This is a genomic window from Streptomyces gilvus (assembly GCF_022513565.1).
Lineage (GTDB): Bacteria > Actinomycetota > Actinomycetes > Streptomycetales > Streptomycetaceae > Streptomyces > Streptomyces gilvus.
Genome location: NZ_JAKWBE010000001.1, coordinates 459,300 through 483,076 on the forward strand (window position 1 = coordinate 459,300; position 23,777 = coordinate 483,076).

At 72.5% G+C, this 23,777-nt stretch carries 21 protein-coding genes, 3 tRNA genes and 1 pseudogene; 13 read left to right on the forward strand and 12 right to left on the reverse strand.

Annotated elements, in window-relative coordinates; genetic code table 11:
* The first annotated feature begins 164 nt into the window (after positions 1-164).
* Together MKW14_RS02030 and MKW14_RS02035 are read left to right on the forward strand one after the other, a co-directional pair.
* Entirely contained in the window at positions 165-2,219 is a 2,055-nt protein-coding gene (locus tag MKW14_RS02030; protein WP_240858376.1) for a phosphocholine-specific phospholipase C, read from the forward strand.
* A gap of 77 nt (positions 2,220-2,296) precedes the next feature.
* Complete coding sequence (locus MKW14_RS02035; RefSeq protein WP_240858377.1) at positions 2,297-3,121, forward strand: LURP-one-related family protein; 825 nt, start codon at positions 2,297-2,299, stop codon at positions 3,119-3,121.
* Between the two features lie 25 nt (positions 3,122-3,146).
* On the opposite strand, the gene MKW14_RS02040 is transcribed toward MKW14_RS02035, so the two are convergent.
* Entirely contained in the window at positions 3,147-4,094 is a 948-nt protein-coding gene (locus MKW14_RS02040) for a DMT family protein (RefSeq protein WP_240858378.1), read from the reverse strand.
* Positions 4,091-4,891 carry a phosphatase PAP2 family protein gene (locus tag MKW14_RS02045; protein WP_240858379.1) on the reverse strand — a complete coding sequence of 267 codons (801 nt, stop codon included), beginning with the start codon at positions 4,889-4,891 and terminating at the stop codon, positions 4,091-4,093. The genes MKW14_RS02040 and MKW14_RS02045 overlap by 4 nt, the downstream gene beginning before the upstream one ends.
* A 278-nt stretch (positions 4,892-5,169) precedes the next feature.
* Between MKW14_RS02045 and MKW14_RS02050 the strand changes: the two genes are divergently transcribed.
* A complete protein-coding gene (locus MKW14_RS02050) occupies positions 5,170-5,784 on the forward strand; it encodes a TetR/AcrR family transcriptional regulator (RefSeq protein WP_240858380.1) in 615 nt (204 codons plus the stop codon).
* Positions 5,785-5,940: 156 nt separating this feature from the next.
* Here the strand turns inward: MKW14_RS02050 and MKW14_RS02055 are convergent, their stop codons facing one another.
* A complete protein-coding gene (locus MKW14_RS02055; RefSeq protein ID WP_240858381.1) occupies positions 5,941-6,963 on the reverse strand; it encodes a DUF2510 domain-containing protein in 1,023 nt (340 codons plus the stop codon).
* A 229-nt stretch (positions 6,964-7,192) separates the two neighbouring features.
* Here MKW14_RS02055 and MKW14_RS02060 point away from each other — a divergent pair, with 229 nt between their 5' ends.
* Positions 7,193-9,877 carry an ATP-binding protein gene (locus MKW14_RS02060; RefSeq protein ID WP_240858382.1) on the forward strand — a complete coding sequence of 895 codons (2,685 nt, stop codon included), beginning with the start codon at positions 7,193-7,195 and terminating at the stop codon, positions 9,875-9,877.
* A 1-nt stretch (position 9,878) separates the two neighbouring features.
* Here the strand turns inward: MKW14_RS02060 and MKW14_RS02065 are convergent, their stop codons facing one another.
* The 6 genes and pseudogenes from MKW14_RS02065 to MKW14_RS02090 all read right to left on the reverse strand — a co-directional run.
* On the reverse strand, positions 9,879-10,670 hold the full coding sequence (locus MKW14_RS02065; RefSeq protein ID WP_240858383.1) for an SDR family NAD(P)-dependent oxidoreductase: 792 nt from the start codon (positions 10,668-10,670) through the stop codon (positions 9,879-9,881).
* 64 nt (positions 10,671-10,734) lie between these two features.
* Positions 10,735-11,865: a bifunctional 3-oxoadipate enol-lactonase/4-carboxymuconolactone decarboxylase PcaDC gene (gene pcaDC, locus MKW14_RS02070; protein ID WP_240858384.1), complete on the reverse strand. Its 1,131-nt coding sequence runs from the start codon at positions 11,863-11,865 to the stop codon at positions 10,735-10,737.
* Entirely contained in the window at positions 11,862-13,196 is a 1,335-nt protein-coding gene (gene pcaB / locus MKW14_RS02075; protein ID WP_240858385.1) for a 3-carboxy-cis,cis-muconate cycloisomerase, read from the reverse strand. The genes pcaDC and pcaB overlap by 4 nt, the downstream gene beginning before the upstream one ends.
* Positions 13,193-13,798, reverse strand: a complete 606-nt coding sequence (pcaG, locus tag MKW14_RS02080; protein WP_240858386.1) for a protocatechuate 3,4-dioxygenase subunit alpha — start codon at positions 13,796-13,798, stop codon at positions 13,193-13,195. Before pcaG ends, pcaB begins: the two co-directional genes overlap by 4 nt.
* A gap of 6 nt (positions 13,799-13,804) precedes the next feature.
* Positions 13,805-14,578 (reverse strand): protocatechuate 3,4-dioxygenase subunit beta, encoded by a 774-nt coding sequence (pcaH, locus tag MKW14_RS02085; protein WP_240858387.1) that lies wholly within the window; start codon positions 14,576-14,578, stop codon positions 13,805-13,807.
* A gap of 20 nt (positions 14,579-14,598) precedes the next feature.
* A pseudogene (locus MKW14_RS02090) lies at positions 14,599-14,785 on the reverse strand (3-oxoadipyl-CoA thiolase); the annotation flags it as partial.
* A 169-nt stretch (positions 14,786-14,954) separates the two neighbouring features.
* Between MKW14_RS02090 and MKW14_RS02095 the strand changes: the two are divergent.
* Positions 14,955-15,419, forward strand: a complete 465-nt coding sequence (locus tag MKW14_RS02095; protein WP_240858389.1) for a MarR family winged helix-turn-helix transcriptional regulator — start codon at positions 14,955-14,957, stop codon at positions 15,417-15,419.
* A 16-nt stretch (positions 15,420-15,435) separates the two neighbouring features.
* Here the strand turns inward: MKW14_RS02095 and MKW14_RS02100 are convergent, their stop codons facing one another.
* Positions 15,436-16,398 carry a DUF3048 domain-containing protein gene (locus tag MKW14_RS02100; protein ID WP_240858390.1) on the reverse strand — a complete coding sequence of 321 codons (963 nt, stop codon included), beginning with the start codon at positions 16,396-16,398 and terminating at the stop codon, positions 15,436-15,438.
* A 252-nt stretch (positions 16,399-16,650) separates the two neighbouring features.
* Between MKW14_RS02100 and MKW14_RS02105 the strand changes: the two genes are divergently transcribed.
* On the forward strand, positions 16,651-17,841 hold the full coding sequence (locus MKW14_RS02105; protein ID WP_240858391.1) for a zinc-dependent alcohol dehydrogenase: 1,191 nt from the start codon (positions 16,651-16,653) through the stop codon (positions 17,839-17,841).
* 1 nt (position 17,842) lies between these two features.
* Here the strand turns inward: MKW14_RS02105 and MKW14_RS02110 are convergent, their stop codons facing one another.
* Positions 17,843-18,913, reverse strand: a complete 1,071-nt coding sequence (locus MKW14_RS02110) for an ATP-dependent DNA ligase (RefSeq protein ID WP_240858392.1) — start codon at positions 18,911-18,913, stop codon at positions 17,843-17,845.
* Positions 18,914-18,987: 74 nt separating this feature from the next.
* Between MKW14_RS02110 and ligD the strand changes: the two genes are divergently transcribed.
* The 3 genes from ligD to MKW14_RS02125 all read left to right on the forward strand — a co-directional run bounded on the left by ligD (position 18,988) and on the right by MKW14_RS02125 (position 22,106).
* Positions 18,988-20,013 (forward strand): non-homologous end-joining DNA ligase, encoded by a 1,026-nt coding sequence (gene ligD / locus MKW14_RS02115; protein ID WP_240858393.1) that lies wholly within the window; start codon positions 18,988-18,990, stop codon positions 20,011-20,013.
* A 39-nt stretch (positions 20,014-20,052) separates the two neighbouring features.
* Positions 20,053-20,988, forward strand: a complete 936-nt coding sequence (locus MKW14_RS02120) for an ornithine cyclodeaminase family protein (protein ID WP_240858394.1) — start codon at positions 20,053-20,055, stop codon at positions 20,986-20,988.
* A gap of 80 nt (positions 20,989-21,068) precedes the next feature.
* Complete coding sequence (locus MKW14_RS02125; protein ID WP_240858396.1) at positions 21,069-22,106, forward strand: LacI family DNA-binding transcriptional regulator; 1,038 nt, start codon at positions 21,069-21,071, stop codon at positions 22,104-22,106.
* A gap of 65 nt (positions 22,107-22,171) precedes the next feature.
* Here the strand turns inward: MKW14_RS02125 and MKW14_RS02130 are convergent, their stop codons facing one another.
* On the reverse strand, positions 22,172-22,957 hold the full coding sequence (locus MKW14_RS02130; protein WP_240858397.1) for a VOC family protein: 786 nt from the start codon (positions 22,955-22,957) through the stop codon (positions 22,172-22,174).
* Between the two features lie 269 nt (positions 22,958-23,226).
* On the opposite strand from MKW14_RS02130, the gene MKW14_RS02135 reads away from it, so the two are divergent.
* From MKW14_RS02135 to MKW14_RS02150, 4 genes are all read left to right on the forward strand, one after another.
* On the forward strand, positions 23,227-23,475 hold the full coding sequence (locus MKW14_RS02135; protein WP_240858398.1) for a WhiB family transcriptional regulator: 249 nt from the start codon (positions 23,227-23,229) through the stop codon (positions 23,473-23,475).
* A gap of 39 nt (positions 23,476-23,514) precedes the next feature.
* Positions 23,515-23,589, forward strand: a tRNA-Gly gene (locus MKW14_RS02140).
* Positions 23,590-23,596: 7 nt separating this feature from the next.
* A tRNA-Asp gene (locus tag MKW14_RS02145) sits at positions 23,597-23,668 on the forward strand.
* A gap of 11 nt (positions 23,669-23,679) precedes the next feature.
* A tRNA-Ala gene (locus tag MKW14_RS02150) sits at positions 23,680-23,751 on the forward strand.
* The last annotated feature ends 26 nt before the right edge of the window (positions 23,752-23,777 follow it).

Consider the following 23,777-nt stretch of genomic DNA (forward strand, 5'->3'; position numbering starts at 1 on the left):
ATCAGCCGACGACCACACGGGACTTCGGCACACCTCTCGTACTGACGACTTTCACACGGACGCCACCGGGCCCTTCCCTGACGTTTGTTGCTCTTGGAACACTCGCACCGCGCGCAATCCGTCATGTTCCGGCCATCCGCACCCAGGATGAGAGGCACCCACCCATGCCCGAGGTAAATCGGCGTAGATTCCTGCAACTCGCGGGCGCGACCACCGCCTTCACCGCCCTGTCCAACAGCATCGAGCGCGCCGCCGCGCTGCCCGCGAACCACCGCACGGGGTCCATCGAGGACGTCGAGCACATCGTCGTCCTGATGCAGGAGAACCGTTCTTTCGACCACTACTTCGGTTCACTCAGAGGCGTCCGCGGCTTCGGCGACCCGCGTCCGGTGACCTGGCCGAACGGCAAGTCCGTCTGGCACCAGCAGGACGCGAACGGCAAGGAGATCCTGCCGTTCCACCCCGACGCCGACGACCTGGGCATGGCGTTCCTCCAGGACCTCCCGCACGGCTGGAACGACGGACACGCCGCCTTCGACGGCGGCAAGTACGACAAGTGGGTGCCCTCCAAGGGCTCCACGACCATGGCGTACCTGACCCGCGAGGACATCCCGTTCCACTACGCGCTCGCCGACTCCTTCACCGTCTGCGACGCGTACCACTGCTCGTTCATCGGCTCGACCGACCCCAACCGGTACTACATGTGGACCGGTTACACGGGCAACGACGGCCAGGGCGGCGGCCCGGTCCTCGGCAACGACGAGGCAGGCTACAGCTGGACCACCTACCCGGAGCGCCTGGAGAAGGCCGGCGTCTCCTGGAAGATCTACCAGGACGTCGGCGACGGCCTCGACGCGGCCGGCGGCTGGGGCTGGATCCAGGACGCCTACCGCGGCAACTACGGCGACAACTCGCTGCTCTACTTCAAGCAGTACCAGAACGCCAAGCCCGGCGACCCGCTGTACGACAAGGCCCGCACCGGCACCGACGCGGCCAAGGGCGAGGGCTTCTTCGACCAGCTCAAGGCCGACGTCAAGGGCGGCAGGCTGCCGCAGATCTCCTGGATCGTCGCCCCCGAGGCCTTCACCGAGCACCCCAACTGGCCCGCGAACTACGGTGCCTGGTACGTCTCCCAGGTCCTGGACGCGCTCACCGCCGACCCGAAGATCTGGGCGAAGACGGCGCTGTTCATCACCTACGACGAGAACGACGGCTTCTTCGACCACCTGATCCCGCCCTACGCGCCGGGCTCGGCCGCCCAGGGCAAGTCGACCGTGGACGTCGGCCCGGACCTGTTCAAGGGCGACAGCAGCCATCCGGCCGGCCCCTACGGCCTCGGCCAGCGGGTGCCGATGATCGTGGTCTCGCCCTGGAGCAAGGGCGGTTACGTCTGCTCCGAGACGATGGACCACACCTCGATCATCCGGTTCATGGAGCGCCGCTTCGGTGTGCACGAGCCGAACATCTCGCCCTGGCGCCGGGCCGTCTGCGGCGATCTGACCTCGGCGTTCGACTTCTCGCACCAGGACACCGAGCCAGTCGCCCTGCCGGGCACCGACGGCTACCGGCCGCCGGACGACAACCGCCACCCCGACTACGTCCCCACCCCGCCGGCCAAGGGCTCCCTGCCCCGGCAGGAGCGCGGCCTGCGCCCGGCGCGTCCGCTCAAGTACGCGCCCCACGTGGACGGTTCGGTCGACGCGGCCGCCGGGAAGTTCACCCTCACCTTCGCCTCGGGGGCGAAGGCGGGCGCCGCCTTCCTGGTGACCTCCGGCAACCGTACGGACGGCCCCTGGAGTTACACCACCGAGGCCGGCAGGTCCGTCGCGGACACCTGGAACTCGGCGTACTCCGGCGGCTCGTACGACCTGACGGTGCACGGCCCCAATGGCTTCCTGCGCGTCTTCAAGGGCGTCGACAAGACCGCCGGACCCGAGGTCACCGCCCGCCACCACGGCGACGACCTCCAGCTCACCTTCACCAACAAGGGCTCCGGGACGGCCCGGTTGAGGCTGAGCGGCGGTTACGGCCACAAGTCCCAGGTCGTCACCGTGCGCCCCGGCGCCACGGTGCGGCACACCGTCGACCTCACCGCGAGCCGCCGCTGGTACGACCTGACGGTCACCTCCGAGGCGGACCCGGCGTTCGTACGGCGGTTCGCGGGCCATGTCGAGAACGGGCGCCCGGGTGTGAGCGACCCGGCGATCCGCACCGCGTAGCGGAGTGGGTAAAGGGTGGTGCATGGTGGGGTGCTGAGGCTGGCCAGGCGGCGGTGGGCCCGGGGTAGTGTGCCCCGGTGACCACGCATTCGAACACACCTGCAGGCTGGTACCCGGATCCGCACGGCGCGTCCCAGACGCTCCGTTACTGGGACGGCGCCCAGTGGACCCAGCACACGCACGCGGAGCAGGCCCAGCAGGTGCCGCACCAGCAGGCGCCCCAGCAGCCCGCGGGGCCCGATCCGCGGGTGCAGCGTCAGGTGCAGCAGCAGGCCGGGGTCGCCGCGGGCGGCCCCGGTGGGGGCACCCTGTTCACCGAGCCGGTTCTGGTGGTCAACCAGAAGGCCAAGCTGATCGAGCTGACCAACGAGTACAAGGTCATGGATCAGAACGGCAACCAGATCGGCTCGGTGACCGAGGTCGGGCAGAGCACCCTGAAGAAGGTGGCGCGGTTCGTCTCCAGCCTCGACCAGTTCATGACGCACCGGCTGGAGATCCGGGACGCCCACGGGCAGCCGCAGTTGGTGCTGACCCGGCCCGCGAAGGTCTTCAAGTCCCGGGTGATCGTGTCCCGTCCGGACGGTTCGCCGGTCGGTGAGATCGTCCAGCAGAACATGATCGGGAAGATCAATTTCGCGATGAACGTCGACGGGCAGCAGGTCGGCGCGATCAAGGCGGAGAACTGGCGGGCCTGGAACTTCGCGATCGTCGACCACGCGGAGAACGAGGTCGCCCGGATCACGAAGACGTGGGAGGGGCTCGCCAAGACGATGTTCACGACCGCGGACAACTATGTGCTGCAGATCCACTACCAGTTGCCCGAGCCGCTGCTGAGTCTGGTCGTGGCGACGGCGCTGACCGTCGACACGGCGCTGAAGCAGGACTCCCGGGGCCTCGGCTGACGGCGGTCGCCTCGGCCGGCGGCGGTCAGAGCGAGGTGAGGTGCCCCGGGTCGGCCGACTGCCGGGGCACCAGCGCCGGTTCGAGGGTGGCCGTCTCCGGCTTGAGGGCCAGGACCGCCGCCACCGGGTGCTCCTCGTCCGCCGCGACCGGCGTCACCGGTGCCACGCGGGTCAGGAGCACGACCCCCCACGACGCGAGTGCCGCGCCCACGAGGCCCAGCAGCACACCCGCCGCGCCGCCGCGCAGGCCCTGGCCCAGCAGGGTGAGGCCGATCACCGCGGCCGCCACCGGGTTGGACAGGGTCACCACCGCGAGGGGAGCGCCGAGTCCGCCCCGGTAGGCGGTCTGCGACAGCAGCAGGCCGCCCACCGCGAAGGCGGCCACCAGGACCGCCACCAGGACGACCCGCAGGCTCAGCACCGGACCCGAGTGGTCGGTCGCGGCGACCGTCACCGTCTGGGTGAGCGCCGAGGCGGCACCCGAGGCGAAACCGGAGGCCGTGGCGTGGCGCAGGCCCGGGCGGGCTCCCGGACGGGCCAGCAGGCCGATCAGGGCGGCCGTGACGCCCGCGACGGCCACCGCCTCCGTCAGGCTCAGCACCTGCGCGGGCGCCGAGCCGGACGCGGTGACCAGCAGCGCGGCCAGTCCGGCCAGCGTCAGCGCCGTACCCCGCCACTCGCTTCTGCTCACCCTGCGGCCGGCCACCCGCGCCCCCATCGGCACCGCGGCGACCAGGGTGAGCGCGCCGAGCGGCTGTACGACGGTGAGGGGACCGTACTTGAGGGCGACCACGTGCAGCAGGGCCGCGCCGGCGTTGAGACCGACCGACGCCCACCAGGCGCCCGCGCCCAGCAGCCGCAGCATGCCGGTGTCGGAGCTGCGGGCGGCGAGCCGTTCCTGGGCGACGGCCGCGGCCGCGTAGGCGACGGCGGAGACCAGGGACAGGGCGACGGCGACGAGGGTGGCGGTCATCGGCCCGCTCCCACCAGGACGTTGTCCTCGGCCACGGGCGCGAGCTGTTCGGTGCCGCGCCCGGCTGTCGTGGTCGTGCGGTGAGGACGGGGGACGAGGGCGAGCGCGGCGCCGAGCATCGCGGTGGCCACGATCGCGTCGAGCCAGTAGTGGTTCGCCGTGCCGACGATGACCAGCAGGGTGACCAGCGGGTGCAGCAGCCAGAGCCGGCGCCAGCGGGACCTGGTCGCCGCGATCAGGCCGATCGCCACCATCAGGGCCCAGCCGAAGTGCAGCGAGGGCATCGCCGCGAACTGGTTGGAGAGGTGGTCGGAGGAGGGCGGGCCGTAGACCGAGGGGCCGTAGACGTGCGCGGTGTCGACGAGGCCGGTGGCGGCCAGCATGCGCGGCGGCGCCAGCGGGAACACGAAGGGCAGCACCAGGGCCGCCGAGGTCACGGTGGCGAGCACCCGGCGGGCCCAGACGTAGTGGGCGGGGCGCCGGAGGTAGAGCCAGACCAGGAAGGCCGCGGTGGCGGGGAAGTGGACGGTCGCGTAGTAGGTGTTGGCGATGTGCGCCAGGGTGTCGCCGTGCAGCAGCAGGGACTGCACCGAGCCCTCGCCGGGCAGATGGACCGCTCGCTCGAAGTCCCACACGCGGCGGGCGTTGTGCAGGGCCTCGCCGGTGTGTCCGGTCGCCAGCTGACGGCCGAACTTGTACACGAGGAAGAGCCCTGCGACGAGCAGGAGCTCACGGACGACCGGAGGCCGGGCTATGGCGCCGGTCGCTCCTTCTGCAGGCTCGGTGCGGGCATTCATCCCCCGGCCCCTTCGCTGACGGTGGTGCGGTGTGCTGGTACGACTCGCCGTGCGAGTCACTGGTACGAGTCCAGACCGCTGTCGTGGCCCGAACTCATCGGTACGCGTCCGTGCCGAAACGAAAGCGTTCCGATACGGGAGTGTACCGATACTGAGGCGTTCCGGTACACTGGCGTATCGATTGAGGAACGCCACACCGGATCCCGGGAATAAAGCCGGGATAAGGACTGATCGAGAGCCGGACCCGGCGCACCGCTTCGGACGAAGGAGAAGGGCACATGACGTCGCAGGCCGCGGACGGACCGGAGACGGTCGCCGCCTCGCGCCGCTCCAAGATCACGCCGGAGCGTGAGCAGGAGTTCTTCGACGCCGTGCTCGAGCAGATCCGCGAGTGCGGGTACGAGGCCGTGACCATGGAGGGCGTGGCCGCCAGCACGCGGTGCAGCAAGTCCACGCTGTACCGGCAGTGGAAGACCAAGCCCCAGTTCGTGGTGGCCGCCCTGCGCTCCCGGCAAAGCAAGCGTCTCGGTGGCATCGACACCGGGTCGCTCGCCGGGGACCTGCGGGAGGCCGCCCGCGCGATCGGACGCTGGTCCACCACGGACACCAAGCTGCTGCAGGCCCTCGGCCACGCCGTCACCCAGGACGCGGAACTCGCGCAGGCGCTGCGGGAGGCGGTGGTCTACCCGGAGATCGAGGCGCTGCGGGAACTGCTCCGGCGCGGGGTCGAGCGCGGTGAGGTGTCCGCCGACAACCTGGCGCTGGAGTACATCCCGGCCCAGATGTTCGGCATCGTGCGCGCCCGGCCCATCCTGGGCGACGGGTACGCCGACCCCGACTACATGGTCTGTTTCGTGGAGGCCGCCGTACTGCCGGTCCTGGGCCTGAGCTGAGACGCAGGCCGCCGTCCACGGGATGACTGGACGGTGACCTGGCCGCGCCGCACCGTGGGGACGGGGGCGGCGCGCACCCCCCGGCCGGGTGGGGCTCCTCCTTGAGCGGAGGGGAGCCCCGCCCGGCCGACCACTGTCCGGGGCCGCGGTCCGGGGTCAGACGTTGTGGCCGTCCCCGCCGCCGGTCGACACCTTGATGCCCTTGGTGATGTCGTCGATCACGGACTCCTTCTGACCGACGTCCACGCCGAAGCGGACCACGACGATCTCCGAGGGGTTCGCGGGCGACGGGAAGGCGAGCGACTCGACGTAGCCGTCGGCGCCCTTGCTGGTGATCGCCTTCCAGCGGACCAGATAGCCCTTCTGCCCGGCCACGGTCACGGCCTTGGACTCCAGCACGTCGTGGGAGGTGATCGAGCCGTAGGTGGTGCCGCCGTAGGACTCCTTGGCGTTCGCCGCGATGTCGGCCTTCGCCACCGCCTCGGCCGTGCTGCCGGCCGTCTTGAGCACGGAGGCCGGCGCCGAGTACGCACCGCCCTTCGTGCAGGTCTGGGAGGTGTCGCCGGGGCACTTGTAGGACGCGTCGGACGTGACCGAGGCGCCCACCTGGATCTGCTGCCCGTACCAGCCGTCCGGGATGGGCAGGCTGATCCCGCTGATCGGGTCGGCCACCGAACCGCTGGTGATCTTCGGCGCCTCCGACTGCCCGGGAGCGGGCGACTGACCGCCGTCGCCGCCGCCCGAACCGCCCGAACCACCCGAACCACCCGAGCCGCCCGAACCCCCGGAGCCGCCGCCCTGACCGCCGAATCCGCCCTGCCCGCCCGGACCCTGCTGGGAGGCGTTGCCGTTCGAGCCGCCGTTGTCGGTCAGCGCCCACACGCCCACCCCGATGCCGGCCAGCACCGCCGCGGCCACGGTGACGGCTATGCCCGTGCGCAGACCGCGCCTCGGGGCGGCCGGCGGGTGCGCGGGGTACGCCGGATAGGCGGGATACGCCGCGTACGCCGGATCCGCCCCGGCCGTCGGCGACTGCGCCGGGGGACCCCATACGGCGGCCGAGCCCACGGGTCGGGTCCGGTCCGTCCATGCCTTGCCGTCCCACCAGCGCTCGGCGGCGGGACCCTCACTCGTCTGCCCCGGATCGGGATACCACCCGGGAGGAGTCACCTGCGTCATGCCCCCACCGTATGAGGCGTCGGTGAAAGCGGGATGAGAGGATCCGGTCTTCCCCCCTCCGCCGCCTCGCGAGGCTCCCCAGCGGCAGGTCACACCCCGGGTGCGTCGACCCGTCGCGACCGGTGTCACCCGTCACGGGAACGGGTGGCCCGACCGGGCTCCGATCGCCGACGGCGACGGCTACGCTCGACCTCGGTACGTCGTTCGGGCGACTCGGGGAGGTAGCGGGATGACGGAGGCAGGGCCCATGGGGGCCGCCTCGGACTCCCTGTGGGAGCGCGAAGAGGAGATCGCCGCCGTCGAACAGGCGGTGGACGCCCTGTGCGTCGACCGTTCCTCCCCGGGCGGCCTGCTGGTGATCCGGGGCGAGGCGGGCCTCGGCAAGACCAGGCTGCTCGCCGAGATCCGGCGCATCGCCGAAGAGCGCGGCTGTGCCGTCTGGTCGGCCCGCGGCACCGAGACCCTCAGGTCCGTCCCCTTCAACGTGGTGCGCCGGCTGTTACAGCCCGCGCTGATCTCGCTGATGCCCGAGGAGGCCCGCGAGTACCTCGGCGACTGGTACGACGTCGCGGGCCCCGCCCTCGGCATCACCGAACCGGGCGAGCGCCAGGCCGACCCGCAGGGCGTCTGTGACGGCCTGGTCACCGCCGTCCGCCGACTGGCCCGGCGCGACTGGCCGTTGGTGCTGCTGATCGACGACGCGCACTGGGCCGACCAGGAGACCCTGCGCTGGCTCGCCGCGTTCGCCGAGCGCCTGGAGGACCTGTCGGTGCTGGTCGTCGTCACCCGCCGGCCCGCCGACCTCAGCGGTGAGAGCGCCCGCCACCTGGAGGCCGTCGCCGCCGCGGCCGGCCCCGCCGCCGTACTGCACGCCCTCACCCCCGAGGCCACCGCGGGCCTCACCCGCGCCACCCTCGGCGCGCACGCCGACGCCCCGTTCTGCCGCGAGGTGTGGGCCGTCACCGGCGGCAACCCGTACGAGACCGTCGAACTCCTCGCCAAGGTCCGCGACAGCGAGCTGGAGCCGACCGAGGCCGGCGCCGCCGAACTGCGCGCCCTCAACCGCTCGGCCCGGGGCGGCGGCCTCGTCGCCCGCCTGGAGGAACTGGGCATCGACGCCACCCGGTTCGCCTGGGCGGCCGCCATCCTCGGCACCGGCATCACCGTCGACCTGGTCGCCCGGCTCGCCACCATGCACCACGACGACGCCGCGCGCTGCGCCCGACTGCTCCAGGGCGCCCGCATCCTCACCGGGCCCGACCCCGCCGGCGCCCAAGGGGACGGCGCGGAGCTGGAGTTCGTCCACCCGCTGATCGCCTCCGCCGTCTACAACTCCATCCCGGACGCCCTGCGCACCGCCATGCACGGCATCGCCGCCCAGGTCGTCAGCGACTCCGGGCTCGGCGCGGCCATGGCCTCCCGGCATCTGCTGCGGGTCCACCCGGACGACGACGAGGAACTCGTCGCGCAACTGCGCGAGGCCGCCCGCGAGCACCTCGCCGTCGGCGCCCCCGACGCGGCCCGCCACTGCCTGGAACGCGCCCTGCTGGAACCGCCCACCCCGGACGTCCACGCGCACGTCCTCTACGAACTCGGCTGCGCCACCCTCCTCACGGCGCCGCCCGCCACCACCGTCGACCACCTCCGTGCCGCGCTCGCCCTGCCCGGACTCCAGGGCGACACGAGGGTGGACGCCGTCTTCCGGCTCTCCCAGGCGCTCATGCACAACGACCAGTTGGAGGAGGCCGTGCGCACCGCCGAGGCGGAGGCCGCCCGGCACGAGGACGGCCCCGCCAGACGGCGGCTGCAGGCCGGGCACTTCATGTGGGAGGCCGTCTACGTCGGCGAGGCCATCTCCCCCGACCGCTCCGAGCGCCTGGCGGCGCTCGCCCGCACCTGCACCGGCCGCGACAACTCCGAGCGCGCCCTGCTGATGCTGCGCGGCTTCGACGCCCTGATCCAGGGTCAGAACGCCGAGGAGGTCGTCGAGTTCTGCGACCGCTCCCTGGTCAACGGCCGGCTCGCGCCGGGGCTCGGCTGGACCGACACCGAGTGGGGCTTCGAACTGCTGCTGATGCTCGGCAACTGCTACGCCTTCACCGACCGTCTCGACCGCGCCGACAGCCTCTACAACGAGGCCCTGCACGCTTACGAGTCGGCCGGCTGGAGCGGCGGCCACCTCGCCCTGGCGCACGCCTGTGTGGGCCTCGGCCACCGGCGGCGCGGCCGCCTGCGGGAGGCGGAGACCTCCCTGCGCGAGTCGCTGCGCCTGGCCGAACGCGTCGGCCGCGGGCTGCCGTTGTACTGGAACGCCACCTGCAACCTCGTCGACACCCTGCTCGCCCGCGGACACGTCGAGCAGGCCTGGGAGATCGCCGAGCAGTACGGGTTCGCGCCGCCGTACCCGTCCACGATCGCCATGCCGGACTCACGGTCGGTGCGGGGCCGGCTGCTGCTCGCCGTCGGCCGGACCGAGGAGGGGATCGCCGAACTGGAGGCGGCCCAGAAGGCGGCGGCCGCCCGGGGCCGGCAGAACCCGGTCATCGTGCCCTGGGCACTGGACCTGGCGCGGGCCCTCGCCACGAAGGACCCGGACCGTGCCGCACGGCTCGCCGCGGACGCCCGTCGGCAGGCCGAGCGGTTCGGCACGGACACGGCGATCGGCGAGGCTCTGCGGTGTGCCGCGGCGCTGGAGAGCGGGCAGCGCGCGGCCCGGCTGGCCGCCCAGGCCGTGGCCTGCCTGGAGGCCTCGCCGTGCCAGTACGAGCACGCGGCGGCACGGATCGAGTACGGCATCGCCGCGCGGCAGGACGCCGACCTCGGACGGGGTCTGGCGCTGGCCCGTTCGTGCGGGGCGGACGGCCTGGTGGCGCAGGCACGTCAGGCACTGGAGGCGGGGCACGCGGTCCGGTAGGTCACAGCGCCAGCAGCTGGTCCGTGACCGCCGACAGACGCTTGTGCACCTCTCGGTCGTACGTCGCCTCGTGCGCCCTCGACGGGGTCGTGCCGTCGAAGTAGCCGCCCGTGCCCCGGTCCTCGGTGGCCAGGGACAGGACACCGACGGCGCCGTCGGCGACCGTGTTCCAGGGGGTGACGCCGCCCTCGCGGACCATGGCCGTGTCCATGAAGGTCGCCGGATGCAGCACGTTCACCGCCACCCCGGAGCCCGCCAGTTCCTCGGCCAGGGCGAAGGTGTGCGCGGCCAGGGCGAACTTGGCGCGGCAGTACGCGGCGAAGCCGGCGTAGCCGCGCCGGAACTCGATGTCGTCGAAGTCGACCGGTTCCTGGCCCACCGAGCCGACGTTGACGATCCGCGCGGGCGTGTTCGCGCGCAGCACCGGCAGCAGCGCCCGGGTGAGGACGACGGGCGCCAAGTAGTTGACCGCGAGGCGCAGTTCGTGCCCGTCGACGCTCAGCTCGCGGCCCGTGCCGGGGACGCCCGCGCCCACGCCCGCGTTGTTGATCAGGACGTCCAGGTCGGGGTGGGCGCCGGCCACGTGCGCCCCCAGCTCGCGGACCTGTGCGAGCGAGGCGAGGTCGGCGACGAAGCCCTCGGCGTCTCCCTCCGTGCGCAGCTCCTGAACCAGCCGCTCCGTACGGTCCGGATCGCGGCCGTGCGCGAGGACGACATGGCCCGAGCGGACCAGCTCGAAGGCGACGTACCGGCCCAGACCTGAGGTGGCGCCGGTGACGAGAATCGTGGACATGCCCCTACCGTAGGCACGCGGCGGGGGCATGTGCGAGGTGCTGCTGGAGCTACGACCAGCAGGGTCACCCTTGTTCCTCGTCCTCCTCCGCCAGCACCCGCTGGGCCGTCGCGAAGGCGGAGTTCGCCGCGGGCACCCCGCAGTACACCGCCGTCTGCAGCAGCACCGCGCCGATCTCCTCGGGCGTGAGCCCGTTGCGCCGGGCCGCCCGGACATGCATGGCGAGCTCGTCGTAGTGGCCGTGGGCGACCAGCGCGGTGAGCGTGATCATGCTGCGCTCGCGCCGGGAGAGCGTGGGGTCGGTCCAGATCTCGCCCCAGGCGTAGCGGGAGATGAAGTCCTGGAAGCGGGCGGTGAAGGGCGTCTGGCGGGCCTGCGCCCGGTCTACGTGCGCGTCCCCGAGGACCTGCCGCCGCACCTCCATGCCACGCCCCGCGCCTCCCCCGCCGAGGTGGGCCCGCAGGGCCGTGAGCACGGCTCGGGGGCACTGGGCGGGGGCGAGGTGCCCGGCGCCCGGCAGTTCGACGAGCGTGGAGCCGGACACGGCGTCCGCGATCTCCCGCAGATGCGGCGGCGGGGTGGCCCGGTCCTCGCGTCCGGCGATCAGCAGGGTGGGCACGGAGATGTCGGCGAGCCGTTCACGCAGGTCGAACGCGGCCAGCGCGTCACAGCAGGCCGCGTACGCCCCGGGGTCGGCGGCCCCCTGGTCCCGCACGAGTTCGGGATCGGTGAAACCGGGCGTGAACCAGCGCGCCGGAGCGTTCTCCACGAGCCACTCAAGGCCCTCGCGCCGTACCCGCTCGGCCCGCTCCTCCCACGGCCCGGCGCCGTTGAAGTGGGCGGAGGAGCAGATCACCGCCAGCGACGACACCCGCTCGGGATGGTGCACGGCGAGATGCAGGCCGACGGCCCCGCCCAGCGACACACCGGCGTAGGCGAACCGTTCGACGCCGAGTGAGTCGGCGAGCGCGAGCACCAGACCGGCGAGGTCGGCGACGGTGGCGCCGGGCCCGATCAGCCCGGGCGCGGAGCCGCCGTGCCCGGGCAGGTCCCAGCGCACCACCCGGTGGGTGGCGGACAGCTCGGGCGCCACCTTGTCCCACAGGGCGTACGACGTCCCGAGGGAGGGCCCGAGCAGCAGCGGAGGGGCGGAAGCGGGGCCCTCCGTGCGGTGGTTGAGGAGTTTCTCGGTCAACGTCGCTCCAGAGCACGGTCGGTGAGGTCTCCGGCGGAGCCGGTGCAGCGGGCGGGGTCGGTGAGCTCGGTGAGGTCGATGTCCTTCAACTCGAGCTCCTCGGCGAGGAGTTCGCCGAGGGAACGGCCCTCCGTGTAGGTCCGCCGGGCTGCCTCCGTCAGCAGGGACTTGGCGCGGGCGCGGCCCAGCACCGGTGCCAGCTCGGCGGACAGCCGCTCCGAGACGATCAACCCGTGGGTGAGACCGAGGTGTTCGCGCATCGCGGCGGCGTTCACCCGCAGCCCCTCGGTCAGTTCGGCCGCGTCCCGGGCGGCCCCGCCGACCAGCCGCAGCAGATCCCGCAGCGGCTCCCACTCGGCGTGCCAGGCCCCGGCGGGCCGCTCGTCCTCGGCGGCCATCGAACCGTAGAGCGTGGCCGCCAGCAGGGGCGCCCGTCGCGCGGCGGCCGCGATCAGCGTGGAGCGTACGGGATTGGCCTTGTGCGGCATGGCCGACGAGCCGCCGCCGCTGCCCTCCGCGACCTCGGCGATCTCGGTGCGGCCGAGGACGAGCACATCCGCCGCGATCCTGCCCAGCGCCCCGGCCGTGAAGGCCAGACAGCCGGCGAGGTCGGCGATCGGGGTGCGCAGGGTGTGCCAGGGCAGAAGGGGCTCCCGGAGGCCGAGTTCGCGGGCGAAGGCGGCCGTCAGCGCCCGGGTGTCCTCGGCGCCGTAGGCGGTGAAGGCGGCCAGGGTGCCGGCCGCGCCGCCGAGTTGGGCGGGCAGGTCCTCCCGTACCGCCCGGACGCGGTCCCGTGCGTCGAGCACCAGTGACCGCCAGCCGGCCGCCTTCAGCCCGAACGTCGTCGGTACGGCGTGCTGGGTGAGCGTGCGTCCCGGCAGCGCGGTGTCCCGGTGCGCGGCCGCGAGCCGGGCCAGGGCCCCCTCGGTGCGGGCGAGGTCGGCCAGGACCACGTCCAGGGTGCGCACGGCTACCAGCATCAGCGCCGTGTCCATGATGTCCTGGCTGGTCGCGCCCCGGTGGACATGGGGGCCGTACTCCTCGCCCACGGCCTGCGTCAGGTCCGCGACCAGGGGGATGACCGGGTTGCCGCCGGAACGGGCGCGCCCGGCGAGGGAACGCACGTCGAAGCGGCCGGCGGCGGCCGCCTCGGTCACCGCCGCCGACGCCTCGTGCGGGGCGAGATCCAGTGCGGCCTGGGCGCGGGTGAGGGCCGCCTCCGCGTCGAGGAGGGCCTGCAGGAAGGCCGTGTCGGAGGTCGCGGAGGCGGCCGGGGAGCCCACCCACCCGGGGGCGAGCAGGCCCGTGTCGTCGGGGTCGACAGAGGTCACGTGAACTCCAGGAAGACCGTCTCGCCTTCGCCCTGAAGGCGGATGTCGAAACGGTAGGTCCCCTTGCCCTCGTCCCGCGCGATCAGCGTGTCGCGTCGCGCCCCGTCCAGCCGGGCCAGCAGCGGGTCGGCGGCCAGCGCCGTCTCGTCGCCCGGCAGGTAGATCCGGGTGAACAGGTGCACCAGGAGCCCGCGTGCGAACACGCACACGCTGATGTACGGGGCGCTGCGCCCGTGGGCGCCCGGCCGCAGGGTGCGCGCGTACCAGTGGCCGTCGGCGTCGGTCTGGATGCGCCCCCAGCCGGTGAACTCCACGCCGTTGCGGCCCAGATAGCCGCCGGTCGCCGGGTCGCGGCGGATCGAGCCGTCGGTGGTGGGCACATTGCCGTCGGGGTCCGCGCCCCACAGCTCGACGAAGGCGTCGGGCAGCGGCTCGCCCGCGCCGTCCAGGACGTACCCGTGGACGGTGACGGTGTCCGGGTGTCCGACGGGCGCGATCTCCTCGCCGCCGCGGAAGGGCAGCGCGTACCCGTAGAAGGGGCCCACCGTGTGCGAGGGGGTGGGCAGAACGCTCTCCGGCCTGTTGGTGTCGATCTTCGTCATGGCAGGTCAGCGCCCTTCCTCGAGCCAGGTGGCGTTCGGTCCGTCCAGCACGATGTCCCAGTGGTAGCCCATCGAGAACTCCGGCACGGACAGGCTGTGGTCGTAGGTGGCGACCAGCCGCTGCCGCGCCGCGTCGTCCGTCACCGACTGGATGATCGGGTCGTAGGGGAACAGCGGGTCGCTCGGGAAGTACATCTGCGTCACCAGCCGCTGGGTGAACGCCGTGCCGAACATGGAGAAGTGGATGTGGGCAGGCCGCCAGGCGTTGAGGTGGTTGCGCCAGGGGTAGGGGCCGGGCTGGACGGTGGTGAAGTGGTAGCGGCCCTCGGCGTCCGTGAGGGTACGGCCGACACCGGTGAAGTTCGGGTCCAGCGGGGCGTCGTGCTGCTCGCGCTGATGGGCGTAGCGGCCCGCGGAGTTGGCCTGCCAGATCTCGATCAGCTGGCCGCGCACGGGCTTCCCGGCCCGGTCCAGCAGGCGGCCGGAGACGGTGATGCGCTCGCCGATCGGCTCGCCCCGGTGGTGCCGGGTGAGGTCGTTGTCGATCTCGGTGATGTCGCGCTCGCCGAAGGCGGGGGAGTGCAGCTCCACCAGCTCCGGGTCCTTGCTGACGTCGATGGCGACCGGCGGCTGCAGCGGGTGGCGCAGCACGGAGGAGCGGTAGGGCGCGTAGTCGCGGCGCGGGTGGTGTTCGACGGGGGCGCCGTCGGCGACCCGCTTCTCGTACGCGGCGCGCTCCGCCGCGATCTCCTGGTCGATGTCGTGCTGGGTGAGAGTCATGGGGATTCCTCGGGGGTTTCCTAATGTTCGAGGACGAGGACGAGGACGAGGGCGAGGCCCTGGCCGACGCCGACGCAGAGGGTGGCGACGCCGGTGCCGGAGCCCTTGCTGGCGAGCTGGTGGGCGACGGTGCCGGCGAGGCGCAGGCCCTAGCGGGTGGCCGAGCGCGATGGCGCCCCCCTGTGGGTTGAGGACGGCCGGGTCGAAGCGGATTAATCAGAGTACTGACTATTTCGGTGAAGTTTCCTTCACGCTGCCATCGGAGCCGCCCGGCGTCAAGACCCCGGAGGTCAGTGGGCACGTGCGGGGCCGGAGACATTGGCCTGAACCCCCGGTATCGTTCAGTGCACCAACGAATTCGACACGGGGAGCGCACATGGCAGCGGTGGACCTCGCCACCCACCCCGGGCATCTCGCCCGGCGCCTGCAGCAGGCCCACTACCTGCTGTGGAACACGATGGTCTCGGAGGAGATCACCTCGCCGCAGTTCGCGGTCCTCAACGCGCTCGTCGCCGAGCCGGGCCTGGACCAGCGCACGGTGGGGGAGCGGGTGGGACTCGACCGGTCCACCATCGCCGAGGTGATCAGCCGGCTCGGCAGGCGCGGCCTGCTCGACAAGGTGCGCGACCCGCAGGACGGCCGCCGGTTCCTGCTGCGTCTGACGGAGGACGGGGTGCGCACCCACCGCAAGCTGACCGTGCGCACCGCCCGGATGAACCAGGTCTTCCTCGCCCCGCTGTCGCCCGCCGAGCAGACGGTGTTCTTCGAGCTGATCCAGCGGGTCGCGGACGCGGCCGAGGGGCTCCGCAACCCCGCGGAGCCCCTGGCGGCGCAAGGCTGAGCGGGGCACCTGCCGCTCAGGAGGCCTTCGCGAACACGACCCAGACCTGACCCTTCGCGAAGTCGACGGGCTTGCCGTCGTTGGTCGTGAAGTCCGTGCCGTCCGTGGCCTTGGCGCGCTTCCAGCCGACGTCGTAGGCCCTGCCGTCGCGCAGCACCTTCGCCCGGCCCGAGCCGACCGTGACGGTGTAGGGCGTGTTGTTGCCGAGGAAGTCGTGGAAGCGGGACTGGCGCATCGTCACGTACTGCACGACGACCGTCGCCGGGGCCACCGGCTGCCCGTCGGTCGTCCTGCTGGGCGTGCCGTCCATCGCGACCAGCCAGCCGTGGCGGCTCGCGGACCAGGTGAAGGTGAAGCGGGCGGCCGGGTAGCGCACGGTGAGCGAGGTGTCCGGAGTGCCGCCGGCGGGCGCGGGGCCGTAGCGGAAGCCGTTGGTCAGCGCGCCGGGGCCGGGGGCGGTGCGCATCAGACGGGCCGGGCGCAGATAGAGGTTGTGCGGTGCGGCCCGGTCGCTGCCGCGGAAGTAGGCGTCGGACGCCTTCTCCGGCGGCTCGGCCTTCAGCGGGGCCTTGGCGATCAGCGGCAGCAGCTTGTGCTGCGCCCCGGAGAAGGCGAGCGTCGGATCGTCGTACTGGCGCAGCAGTTCCAGATCGGACTCGCGGGCGCTGCGCACCGGGCCGACGGCCTTGGGCAGGGTGCTCGCGTACACCGCCATCAGCCGGCTCAGTCCGCCCTCGACCTGTTCGACGTAGACGACGTCGGCCTGCCGCAGCCCGGTGTGGGGGCGGGCGTCGGGGGCGTTGTCGATCTTCACGGCGAGGACGTGGCCGTGTCTGGTGGCGCTGGTGGTCGGGCTCGGGGAGGTGGGGGTGGCGCTCGGCGGTTTGGTGCGGTCGCGGTCGTCGTCCGACGTGTGCGACTGCGTGCAGCCCGCCGCGAGCGCGGCGCTTGCCATGGCGGCCAGCAGGGCCACCGTCATCGAGACGTGTCGTCCGCGCGCCCGCCGTTGCGATCTGCCCACTGTGGCCCCGCATCCCGTGTCAGTGATTGTGCGTTTATAGGTTCATTGGTGGCCATACCCGCTCGGTTCTGGTTGCGCGCGTCGGGATACCCCGAATGATTCCGAACGACCCCGATGGGCGTACCGGGCGGCGCTTCGGCGGAGAGGGTCCGGGTACTCGGGCTGTCCATGCCACCGGAGACCCCTACGCGACGGAGGGAGCCCCACGCGATGAAGGCTGTGACCTGGCAGGGCAAGCGGGACGTACGGGTGGAGGACGTGCCCGATCCGAAGATCCAGGAGCCGACCGACGCGATCATCCGCATCACGTCCTCCGGTCTGTGCGGCTCCGATCTGCATCTGTACGAGGTGCTCACCCCGTTCATGACACCGGGCGACATCCTCGGACACGAACCGATGGGCATCGTCGAGGAGGTCGGCCCCGGGGTGCCGGACCTGGCCGCGGGCGACCGGGTGGTGGTGCCGTTCCAGATCGCCTGCGGCAACTGCTGGATGTGCCTGACCGGGCTGCCCACCCAGTGCGAGACCACCCAGGTCACCAGCGAGGGCATGGGTGCCGCGCTGTTCGGCTACACCCGGCTCTACGGCGCCGTCCCGGGCGCCCAGGCCGAGTACCTGCGGGTCCCGCAGGCCCAGTTCGGACCGATCAAGGTCCCCGAGGGCCCGCCCGACGACCGCTTCGTCTACCTCTCCGACGTGTTGCCCACCGCCTGGCAGGCGGTCGAGTACGCGAGCATCCCGAAGGGCGGCAGCGTCGCCGTGCTGGGCCTCGGACCCATCGGCGACATGGCCTGCCGGGTGGCCCGGGTGCGCGGCGCCGGCCGGGTCTTCGGCGTCGACCTGGTGAGCGAGCGACTGCGCAGGGCACGCGCCAGGGGCGTGGAGACGTACGACCTGAGGCACTTCGACAACGAGAAGGAACTGGTCGAGGCGATCCGCGCCGAGACCGACGGCCGCGGCCCCGACGCGGTGATCGACGCCGTCGGCACGGAGGCCCACGGCGGCGCGGCCGCCCGGCTCGCCCAGCAGGCCTCGGCGATGCTGCCGCGCAAGATCAGCGGTCCGTTCGCCGAACGCTTCAGCGTCGACCGGCTCGCCGCCCTCCACACCGCGATCGAGCTGGTCCGCCGCGGCGGCACCATCTCCCTGACCGGCGTCTACGGCGGCACGGCCGACCCGATGCCGATGCTCACCCTCTTCGACAAGCAGATCCAGATGCGCATGGGGCAGGCCAACGTGCGCCGCTGGAGCGACGAGATCATGCCGTATCTCACGGACGAGGACGAGCTCGGCGTCGACGACTTCGCCACCCACCGGGTACCGCTCTCGGACGCCCCGCACGCGTACGAGATGTTCCAGAAGAAGCAGGACGGCGCCGTCAAGGTGCTGATGACGCCGTGACTCAGCCGGGGGAGCCGAGGATCTCGTCCAGGTCATAGCGCACCGGCTCCTCCAACTGCGCGTAGGTGCAGCTCTCCGGCGTACGGTCCGGCCGCCAGCGGCGGAACCGGGCCGTGTGCCGGAAGCGCGCCCCGTTCTCCATGTGGTCGTACGCCACCTCGGCCACCCGTTCCGGCCGCAGCGGCACCCACGACAGGTCCTTCTTGCCCGACCAGCGGCTCGGCGCCCCCGGCAGCCGGGCCGTCTCGTGCGCCGCCTCGTCCGACCAGGCCGCCCACGGGTGCCCCGCCACGTCGTCCATCCGCAGCGGCTCCAGCTCCTCGACCAGCTCGGCCCGCCGCTTCATCGCGAACGCGGCCGACACGCCCACGTGCTGCAGCCGGCCCCCGTCGTCGTACAGCCCCAGCAGCAGTGAGCCGACGACCGGGCCGCTCTTGTGGAAGCGGTAGCCCGCGACGACGACGTCCGCGGTGCGCTCGTGCTTGATCTTGAACATGACGCGTTCGTCCTGGCGGTAGCGCAGGGTGAGCGGCTTGGCGATGACACCGTCCAGTCCGGCCCCCTCGTACTCCTCGAACCATCCCCGCGCCACCTCGATGTCGGTCGTCGCCGGCGCGAGATGGACCGGCGCGGTGACCCCCGCCAGCGCCCGGGTCAGCAGCGCCCGCCGTTCGGTCAGCTCCACGCCCGTCAGCGCCTCGTCCGCGAGCGCCAGGACGTCGAAGGCGACGAAGGAGGCCGGGGTCTTCTCGGCGAGCATCCGCACCCGGGAGTCGGCCGGGTGGATGCGCTCGGTCAGCGCGTCGAAGTCGAGCCGCCCCTCCCGGGCGATCACGATCTCCCCGTCCAGCACGCACCGCTTCGGCAGCCGCTCCTTCAACGCCTCCACCAGCTCCGGAAAGTACCTGGTCAGCGGTTTGCCGGTACGGCTGCCGAGCTCGACCTCGTCGCCGTCGCGGAACACGATCGCCCGGAACCCGTCCCACTTGGCCTCGTACTGCATGCCCGGCGGGATCTTCGCCACCGGCTTGGCGAGCATCGGCTTCACGGGCGGCATCACGGGCAGGTCCATGATTCCGATTCTGCGCGCATACGACGCCTCCCGCCCGGTGTGCGAGGTGTGCGCGGTGCGCCTACCGTGGCCGCATGGGCGAAGCGGTGGAACTTCAGGCGGGCGGCCGCACGGTCCGGCTCTCCAGCCCGGACAAGATCTTCTTCCCCGAGCGCGGCTTCACCAAGCTGGACCTCGCCCGGTACTACATCGCCGTCGGCCCCGGCATCCTGCGCGCCCTGCGCGACCGCCCCACCACCCTGGAGCGCTACCCGGACGGGGTGACGGGCGAGAACTTCTTCCAGAAGCGGGCGCCGAAGAACATGCCCGACTGGATCCCCACCGCCCACATCACCTTTCCCAGCGGCCGCAGCGCCGACGAGATGTGCCCCACTGAGGAGGCCGCCGTGCTGTGGGCCGCCCAGTTCGGCACGCTCACCTTCCACCCCTGGCCGGTCCGCCGCGACGACGTCGACCGCCCCGACGAACTGCGCATCGACCTCGACCCGCAGCCCGGCACCGACTACGACGACGCCGCCCGCGCCGCCCACGAACTGCGCGCCGTCCTCGACGAGTTCGGCGGGCTGAGGGGCTTCCCGAAGACCTCCGGGGGACGCGGACTGCACGTCTTCGTGCCGATCGAACCGCGCTGGACCTTCACCCAGGTACGCCGTGCCGCCATCGCGGTGGGCCGGGAGATGGAACGCCGGATGCCGGACCACGTGACGATCAAGTGGTGGAAGGAGGAGCGGGGCGAGAAGATCTTCATCGACTACAACCAGACCGCCCGCGACCGCACCATCGCCTCCGCCTACTCCGTGCGGCCCCGCCCGCACGCCCCCGTGTCGGCGCCCCTGCGCTGGGACGAGGTCGGCGTCGCGCATCCACGGGACTTCGACATCGCGACCATGCCCGCGCGCTTCGCCGAACTCGGCGACGTGCACGCCGACATGGACGACCACCGCTACTCCCTGGAGGCGCTGCTGGAGCTGGCGCGCAGGGACGAGCACGAGCACGGGCTCGGCGACCTCCCGTACCCGCCCGAGTACCCCAAGATGCCGGGCGAGCCCAAGCGGGTTCAGCCGAGCCGGGCCAGGAAGGACGGGCCTGGGGGTGCCTGAAGGCGCTCGCGTGCAGGCCCGCTGACCGATCATGGACGGGTGACGCTGCTCCTGACACACGGTGACCTGCGGACCCTCTTGGACGTCGACGACTGCCTCGACGCGCTGCGGGAGGGATTCCGCATCTCGGCCGCCGTGCCGGTGGCCGGCCGGCGGGTGCGGACCGATCTGCCGTTCCCGGGGACGGCCACCGCGCTGCTTCCCGGCCTGCTGCCCGGCGTCGAGGCGTACACGGTGAAGGTCAACGCCAAGTTCCCGGGCGCGCGACCGGCCCTGCGCGGGGTGATCTGCCTGCACAGCGGCGCGGACGGCGAACTGCTCGCGCTGCTGGACTCCGCCACGGTGACGGCCTGGCGCACCGGGCTGGCGGCGGCCCTGGGCACACACCTCCTCGCCGGGCACGGCGCGGCGACCGGGGTGATCGGGGCGGGCGCGCAGGCCGAGCTGATGCTGCGGGGGCTGGTGGCGCTACGGGGCCCGGGCGCGCTGGTCGTCCATGACACGGACGGCGGGCGGGCGGCGGAGTTCGCCGCGCGGCACGGGGGACGGGTGCTGGGATCGGCGGCGGAGGTCGCCGCGGCCGCCGATGTCGTCCTGCTGGCGACCTGGTCGCGGGAGCCGTTGTTCGGATTGGCGGACACGCGGGCCGGGCAGCACTTCACGAGCCTGGGCGTGGACGAACCCGGCAAGCGGGAGCTGGCGGCCGATCTGCTGGAGGCGGCGCTGCTGGTCGTCGACGACCGTGAACTGGCGGCGGAGGCGGGCGTGGTGGCGTCCTCCGGGCTCCCGGCCACGGCGGTGGCGGCGACGCTGGGCGAGGTGATCCGCGCAGAGCACCCCGGCCGGACGAGCGCCGAGGAGCGGACCGTGTACGCGCCGGTGGGTCTGCCCTGGCAGGACCTGGCACTGGCGTGGGCGGCGTACCGGCGGGCCGAGCGGGAGGGAGTCGGGCGGCGGATCGACCTGCTGGCGTGAGACAGATCGCCGAGAGCGCTCTCACAGCGTTCCCCGCCCGGAGCTATCCTGATCCGCACCCGCCGATGAGGAGCCTCGAAGTGACCGACACAGCGCCGCGTCCCACCCTGGAGGCCGTGGCGGCCCGGGCCGGGGTGTCGCGGGCCACCGTCTCCCGGGTGGTCAACGGCGGGGACGGGGTCAGGGAACCGCTCGTCGCCCGGGTGCGCCGGGCCGTCGAGGAACTCGGCTACGTGCCGAACCAGGCCGCCCGCAGCCTGGTCACCAAGCGGCACGACGCGGTCGCCGTGGTCATCGCCGAACCGGAGACCCGCGTCTTCGCGGACCCCTTCTTCGCCCTCCAGCTCCGCGGCATCAGCAAGGAGTTGACCGCCCACGACAACCAGCTGGTCCTGCTGCTGACCGAGGGCCGCGACGACCACGCCCGCGTCGGGCGCTATCTCGCCGGCGGCCATGTCGACGGCGCGCTCGTCTTCTCGCTGCACCTCGACGACCCGCTGCCGGGCCTGATCCAGCACGCGGGGGTGCCGACCGTGTTCGGCGGGCGCCCCGGCTGGAGCGACGGTCGCGGCGGGGCGCTGTACGTCGACAGCGACAACCGGGGCGGTGCCCGGGAGGCCGTACGTCACCTCGCCGCCCTCGGCCGCACCCGGATCGCGCACATCACCGGCCCCCTCGACCAGACCTCCGCGGCGGACCGGCTGGACGGCTTCCGGGACGTCATGGGCGACAGCGATCCGGGGCTGGTCGTGGAGAGCGACTTCACCCCGGCCGGCGGGGAACGGGCGATGAGGGAACTCCTGGACCGGCACCCCGACGTGGACGCCGTGTTCGCCGCGAACGACCTCACCGCCGCCGGTGCCCTGCGGGTGCTGCGCGAGCGGGGGCGGCGGGTGCCCGAGGACGTCGCCGTGATCGGCTTCGACGACATGGTGCCGGTCGCCGAGCAGACCGACCCACCGCTGACGACGGTCCGTCAGGACATCGAGGAGATGGGGCGGTTGATGGCGCGGCTGCTGTTGCGCCGGCTCGGCGACAAGGGGGCCGAGGCGGGCGGCGCGGGCACGCCGTCCAGTGTCGTACTGCCGACGACACTGGTACGGCGGGCCTCGGCCTAGGCGCTCCCGTCGCAGGACCGGCCCTTGTTCCGCGCTCCTTGTTCTGCGCCCTTGTCGTGCGCCCCTTACCCCTGCGGCGGAGCGCTCCTGATGACGGCGAAGCGGGCGCCGTACGGGTCGGCGAGCTTGGCGAAGCGGCCCACGCCCTCGATGTCCGTGGCGGGCAGGCGGACCGTGCCGCCCAGTCGCTCGGCCTCGGCGACCGTGGCGTCCGTGTCGGCGACCTCGAAGTACGGCAGCCAGTAGGCGCTGTCCTCGGACGGGTCGTCGGCCAGCGGCACGAGCCCGCCGAACATCGAGTCCTCGCCGCCCCCCGCGGGGTTGATCGTGGTGTACGTGCCGCCCGGGAAGGGCACCGCCGCCGTCTCCAGGCCGAGCGTCTCGTGGTAGAACCAGGCCGCCGCCGCGATGTCCGGGGTGTACAGCTCGACCCAGGACAGGGAACCGGTCTCGTTCGCCCGGTCGATGCCCTTGGTGCGGCCCGGCTGCCAGATGCCGAACGGCACGCTCGCCTTGTCGGCCAGGATCGCCATGTGGCCCTCGCCCATCACGTCCATGGGCTGCATCAGGACGCTGCCGTGCGCCTGCTCGGCGGCCTTGGCCGTGGCCTCGGCGTCCGCGCTCTGGAAGTAGACGGTCCAGGAGGGCGGGCCCTGCTCGGGCGTGGTCTGCATGCCGCCGGCCACGGTCTTCCCGTCGAGCTGGAAGAAGCCGTAACCGCCGGCGTCCGGTCCCGCCGACTGGAACGTCCAGCCGAACAGACCGCCGTAGAAGGAAGTGGCGCCGCCGATGTCGGAGGTACCGACGTCGATCCAGTTGGGAGCGCCGTTGACGAAACGGGTGGTGAGCATGTCGCCCTCCTCGGAAGGGTCCCGTTCTCTGCTCTGCCGAGTCTTGCACCGCCCACTGACAACGCGCTGCCGGAGCCACGCGGAGGACCGGAGACGTGAGGGAGTGACCGTGGGTCACCGGTGTCGGCCGTACGGTTTCGGCGCCGTTCCGCGCGCCGCCGTGCGCCGCGTGGTGCGCACACGTCACCATCGGGTGGCCGGGGGCCGTGAACGGCGTCATTGATCCCGCGTTGATCGAACGTTTTTCGCCGCCCGGCACGATCCCGTCCATGCACATCGACACGATCATCCCGGCCGACCTCGACTGGCAGGCCCAGGCGCTGTGCGCGCAGACCGGGGCGGACTTCTTCTTCCCCGAGCCGGGCAGCTCGGTACGCGAGGCGAAGCGCATCTGCGGCATGTGCGAGATGCGCCCGGCCTGCCTGGAGTACGCCCTGCGCAACGACGAGCGGTTCGGTGTCTGGGGCGGGCTGTCGGAGAAGGAGCGGCTGGAGCTCAGGCGGCACGGAAATCAGTGAGCCGCCGGGGCGGGGGAGCGGTTACGATCCGGGGGCGCACCCGGGCGTAGCGCAGAGGCAGGCGCACCCGCCTTGCCCAGGCGGAAGACATCGGTTCGAATCCGATCCCCGGGCTGCGTGCGGCCCTGTAGAGCAGAGGCAGACTCGCCACCTCATCAGGGTGGATACGCCGGTTCGAATCCGGCCGGGGCCGCGACCGCACAGGGGGCGGTAGCGCAGAGGCAGGCGCACCTTCATGGCATGAAGGACACGCCGGTTCGAATCCGGCCCTCCCCACGGCACGGCACGAACGGGGGCGGGAT

What these genes read in the sequence shown, in the direction of transcription:
- MKW14_RS02065 (WP_240858383.1), bottom strand. Translation starts at nt 10,670, where the DNA reads ATGTCCACGATTCTCGTCACCGGCGCCACCTCAGGTCTGGGCCGGTAC.
- MKW14_RS02105 (WP_240858391.1), top strand. Translation starts at nt 16,651, where the DNA reads ATGAAGGCTGTGACCTGGCAGGGCAAGCGGGACGTACGGGTGGAGGAC.
- pcaG (WP_240858386.1), bottom strand. Translation starts at nt 13,798, where the DNA reads ATGACGAAGATCGACACCAACAGGCCGGAGAGCGTTCTGCCCACCCCC.
- MKW14_RS02050 (WP_240858380.1), top strand. Translation starts at nt 5,170, where the DNA reads ATGACGTCGCAGGCCGCGGACGGACCGGAGACGGTCGCCGCCTCGCGC.
- MKW14_RS02130 (WP_240858397.1), bottom strand. Translation starts at nt 22,957, where the DNA reads ATGCTCACCACCCGTTTCGTCAACGGCGCTCCCAACTGGATCGACGTC.
- MKW14_RS02100 (WP_240858390.1), bottom strand. Translation starts at nt 16,398, where the DNA reads ATGACGGTGGCCCTGCTGGCCGCCATGGCAAGCGCCGCGCTCGCGGCG.
- MKW14_RS02095 (WP_240858389.1), top strand. Translation starts at nt 14,955, where the DNA reads ATGGCAGCGGTGGACCTCGCCACCCACCCCGGGCATCTCGCCCGGCGC.
- MKW14_RS02030 (WP_240858376.1), top strand. Translation starts at nt 165, where the DNA reads ATGCCCGAGGTAAATCGGCGTAGATTCCTGCAACTCGCGGGCGCGACC.
- MKW14_RS02055 (WP_240858381.1), bottom strand. Translation starts at nt 6,963, where the DNA reads ATGACGCAGGTGACTCCTCCCGGGTGGTATCCCGATCCGGGGCAGACG.
- MKW14_RS02110 (WP_240858392.1), bottom strand. Translation starts at nt 18,913, where the DNA reads ATGGACCTGCCCGTGATGCCGCCCGTGAAGCCGATGCTCGCCAAGCCG.
- MKW14_RS02040 (WP_240858378.1), bottom strand. Translation starts at nt 4,094, where the DNA reads ATGACCGCCACCCTCGTCGCCGTCGCCCTGTCCCTGGTCTCCGCCGTC.
- MKW14_RS02060 (WP_240858382.1), top strand. Translation starts at nt 7,193, where the DNA reads ATGACGGAGGCAGGGCCCATGGGGGCCGCCTCGGACTCCCTGTGGGAG.
- MKW14_RS02045 (WP_240858379.1), bottom strand. Translation starts at nt 4,891, where the DNA reads ATGAATGCCCGCACCGAGCCTGCAGAAGGAGCGACCGGCGCCATAGCC.
- pcaH (WP_240858387.1), bottom strand. Translation starts at nt 14,578, where the DNA reads ATGACTCTCACCCAGCACGACATCGACCAGGAGATCGCGGCGGAGCGC.
- ligD (WP_240858393.1), top strand. Translation starts at nt 18,988, where the DNA reads ATGGGCGAAGCGGTGGAACTTCAGGCGGGCGGCCGCACGGTCCGGCTC.
- MKW14_RS02135 (WP_240858398.1), top strand. Translation starts at nt 23,227, where the DNA reads ATGCACATCGACACGATCATCCCGGCCGACCTCGACTGGCAGGCCCAG.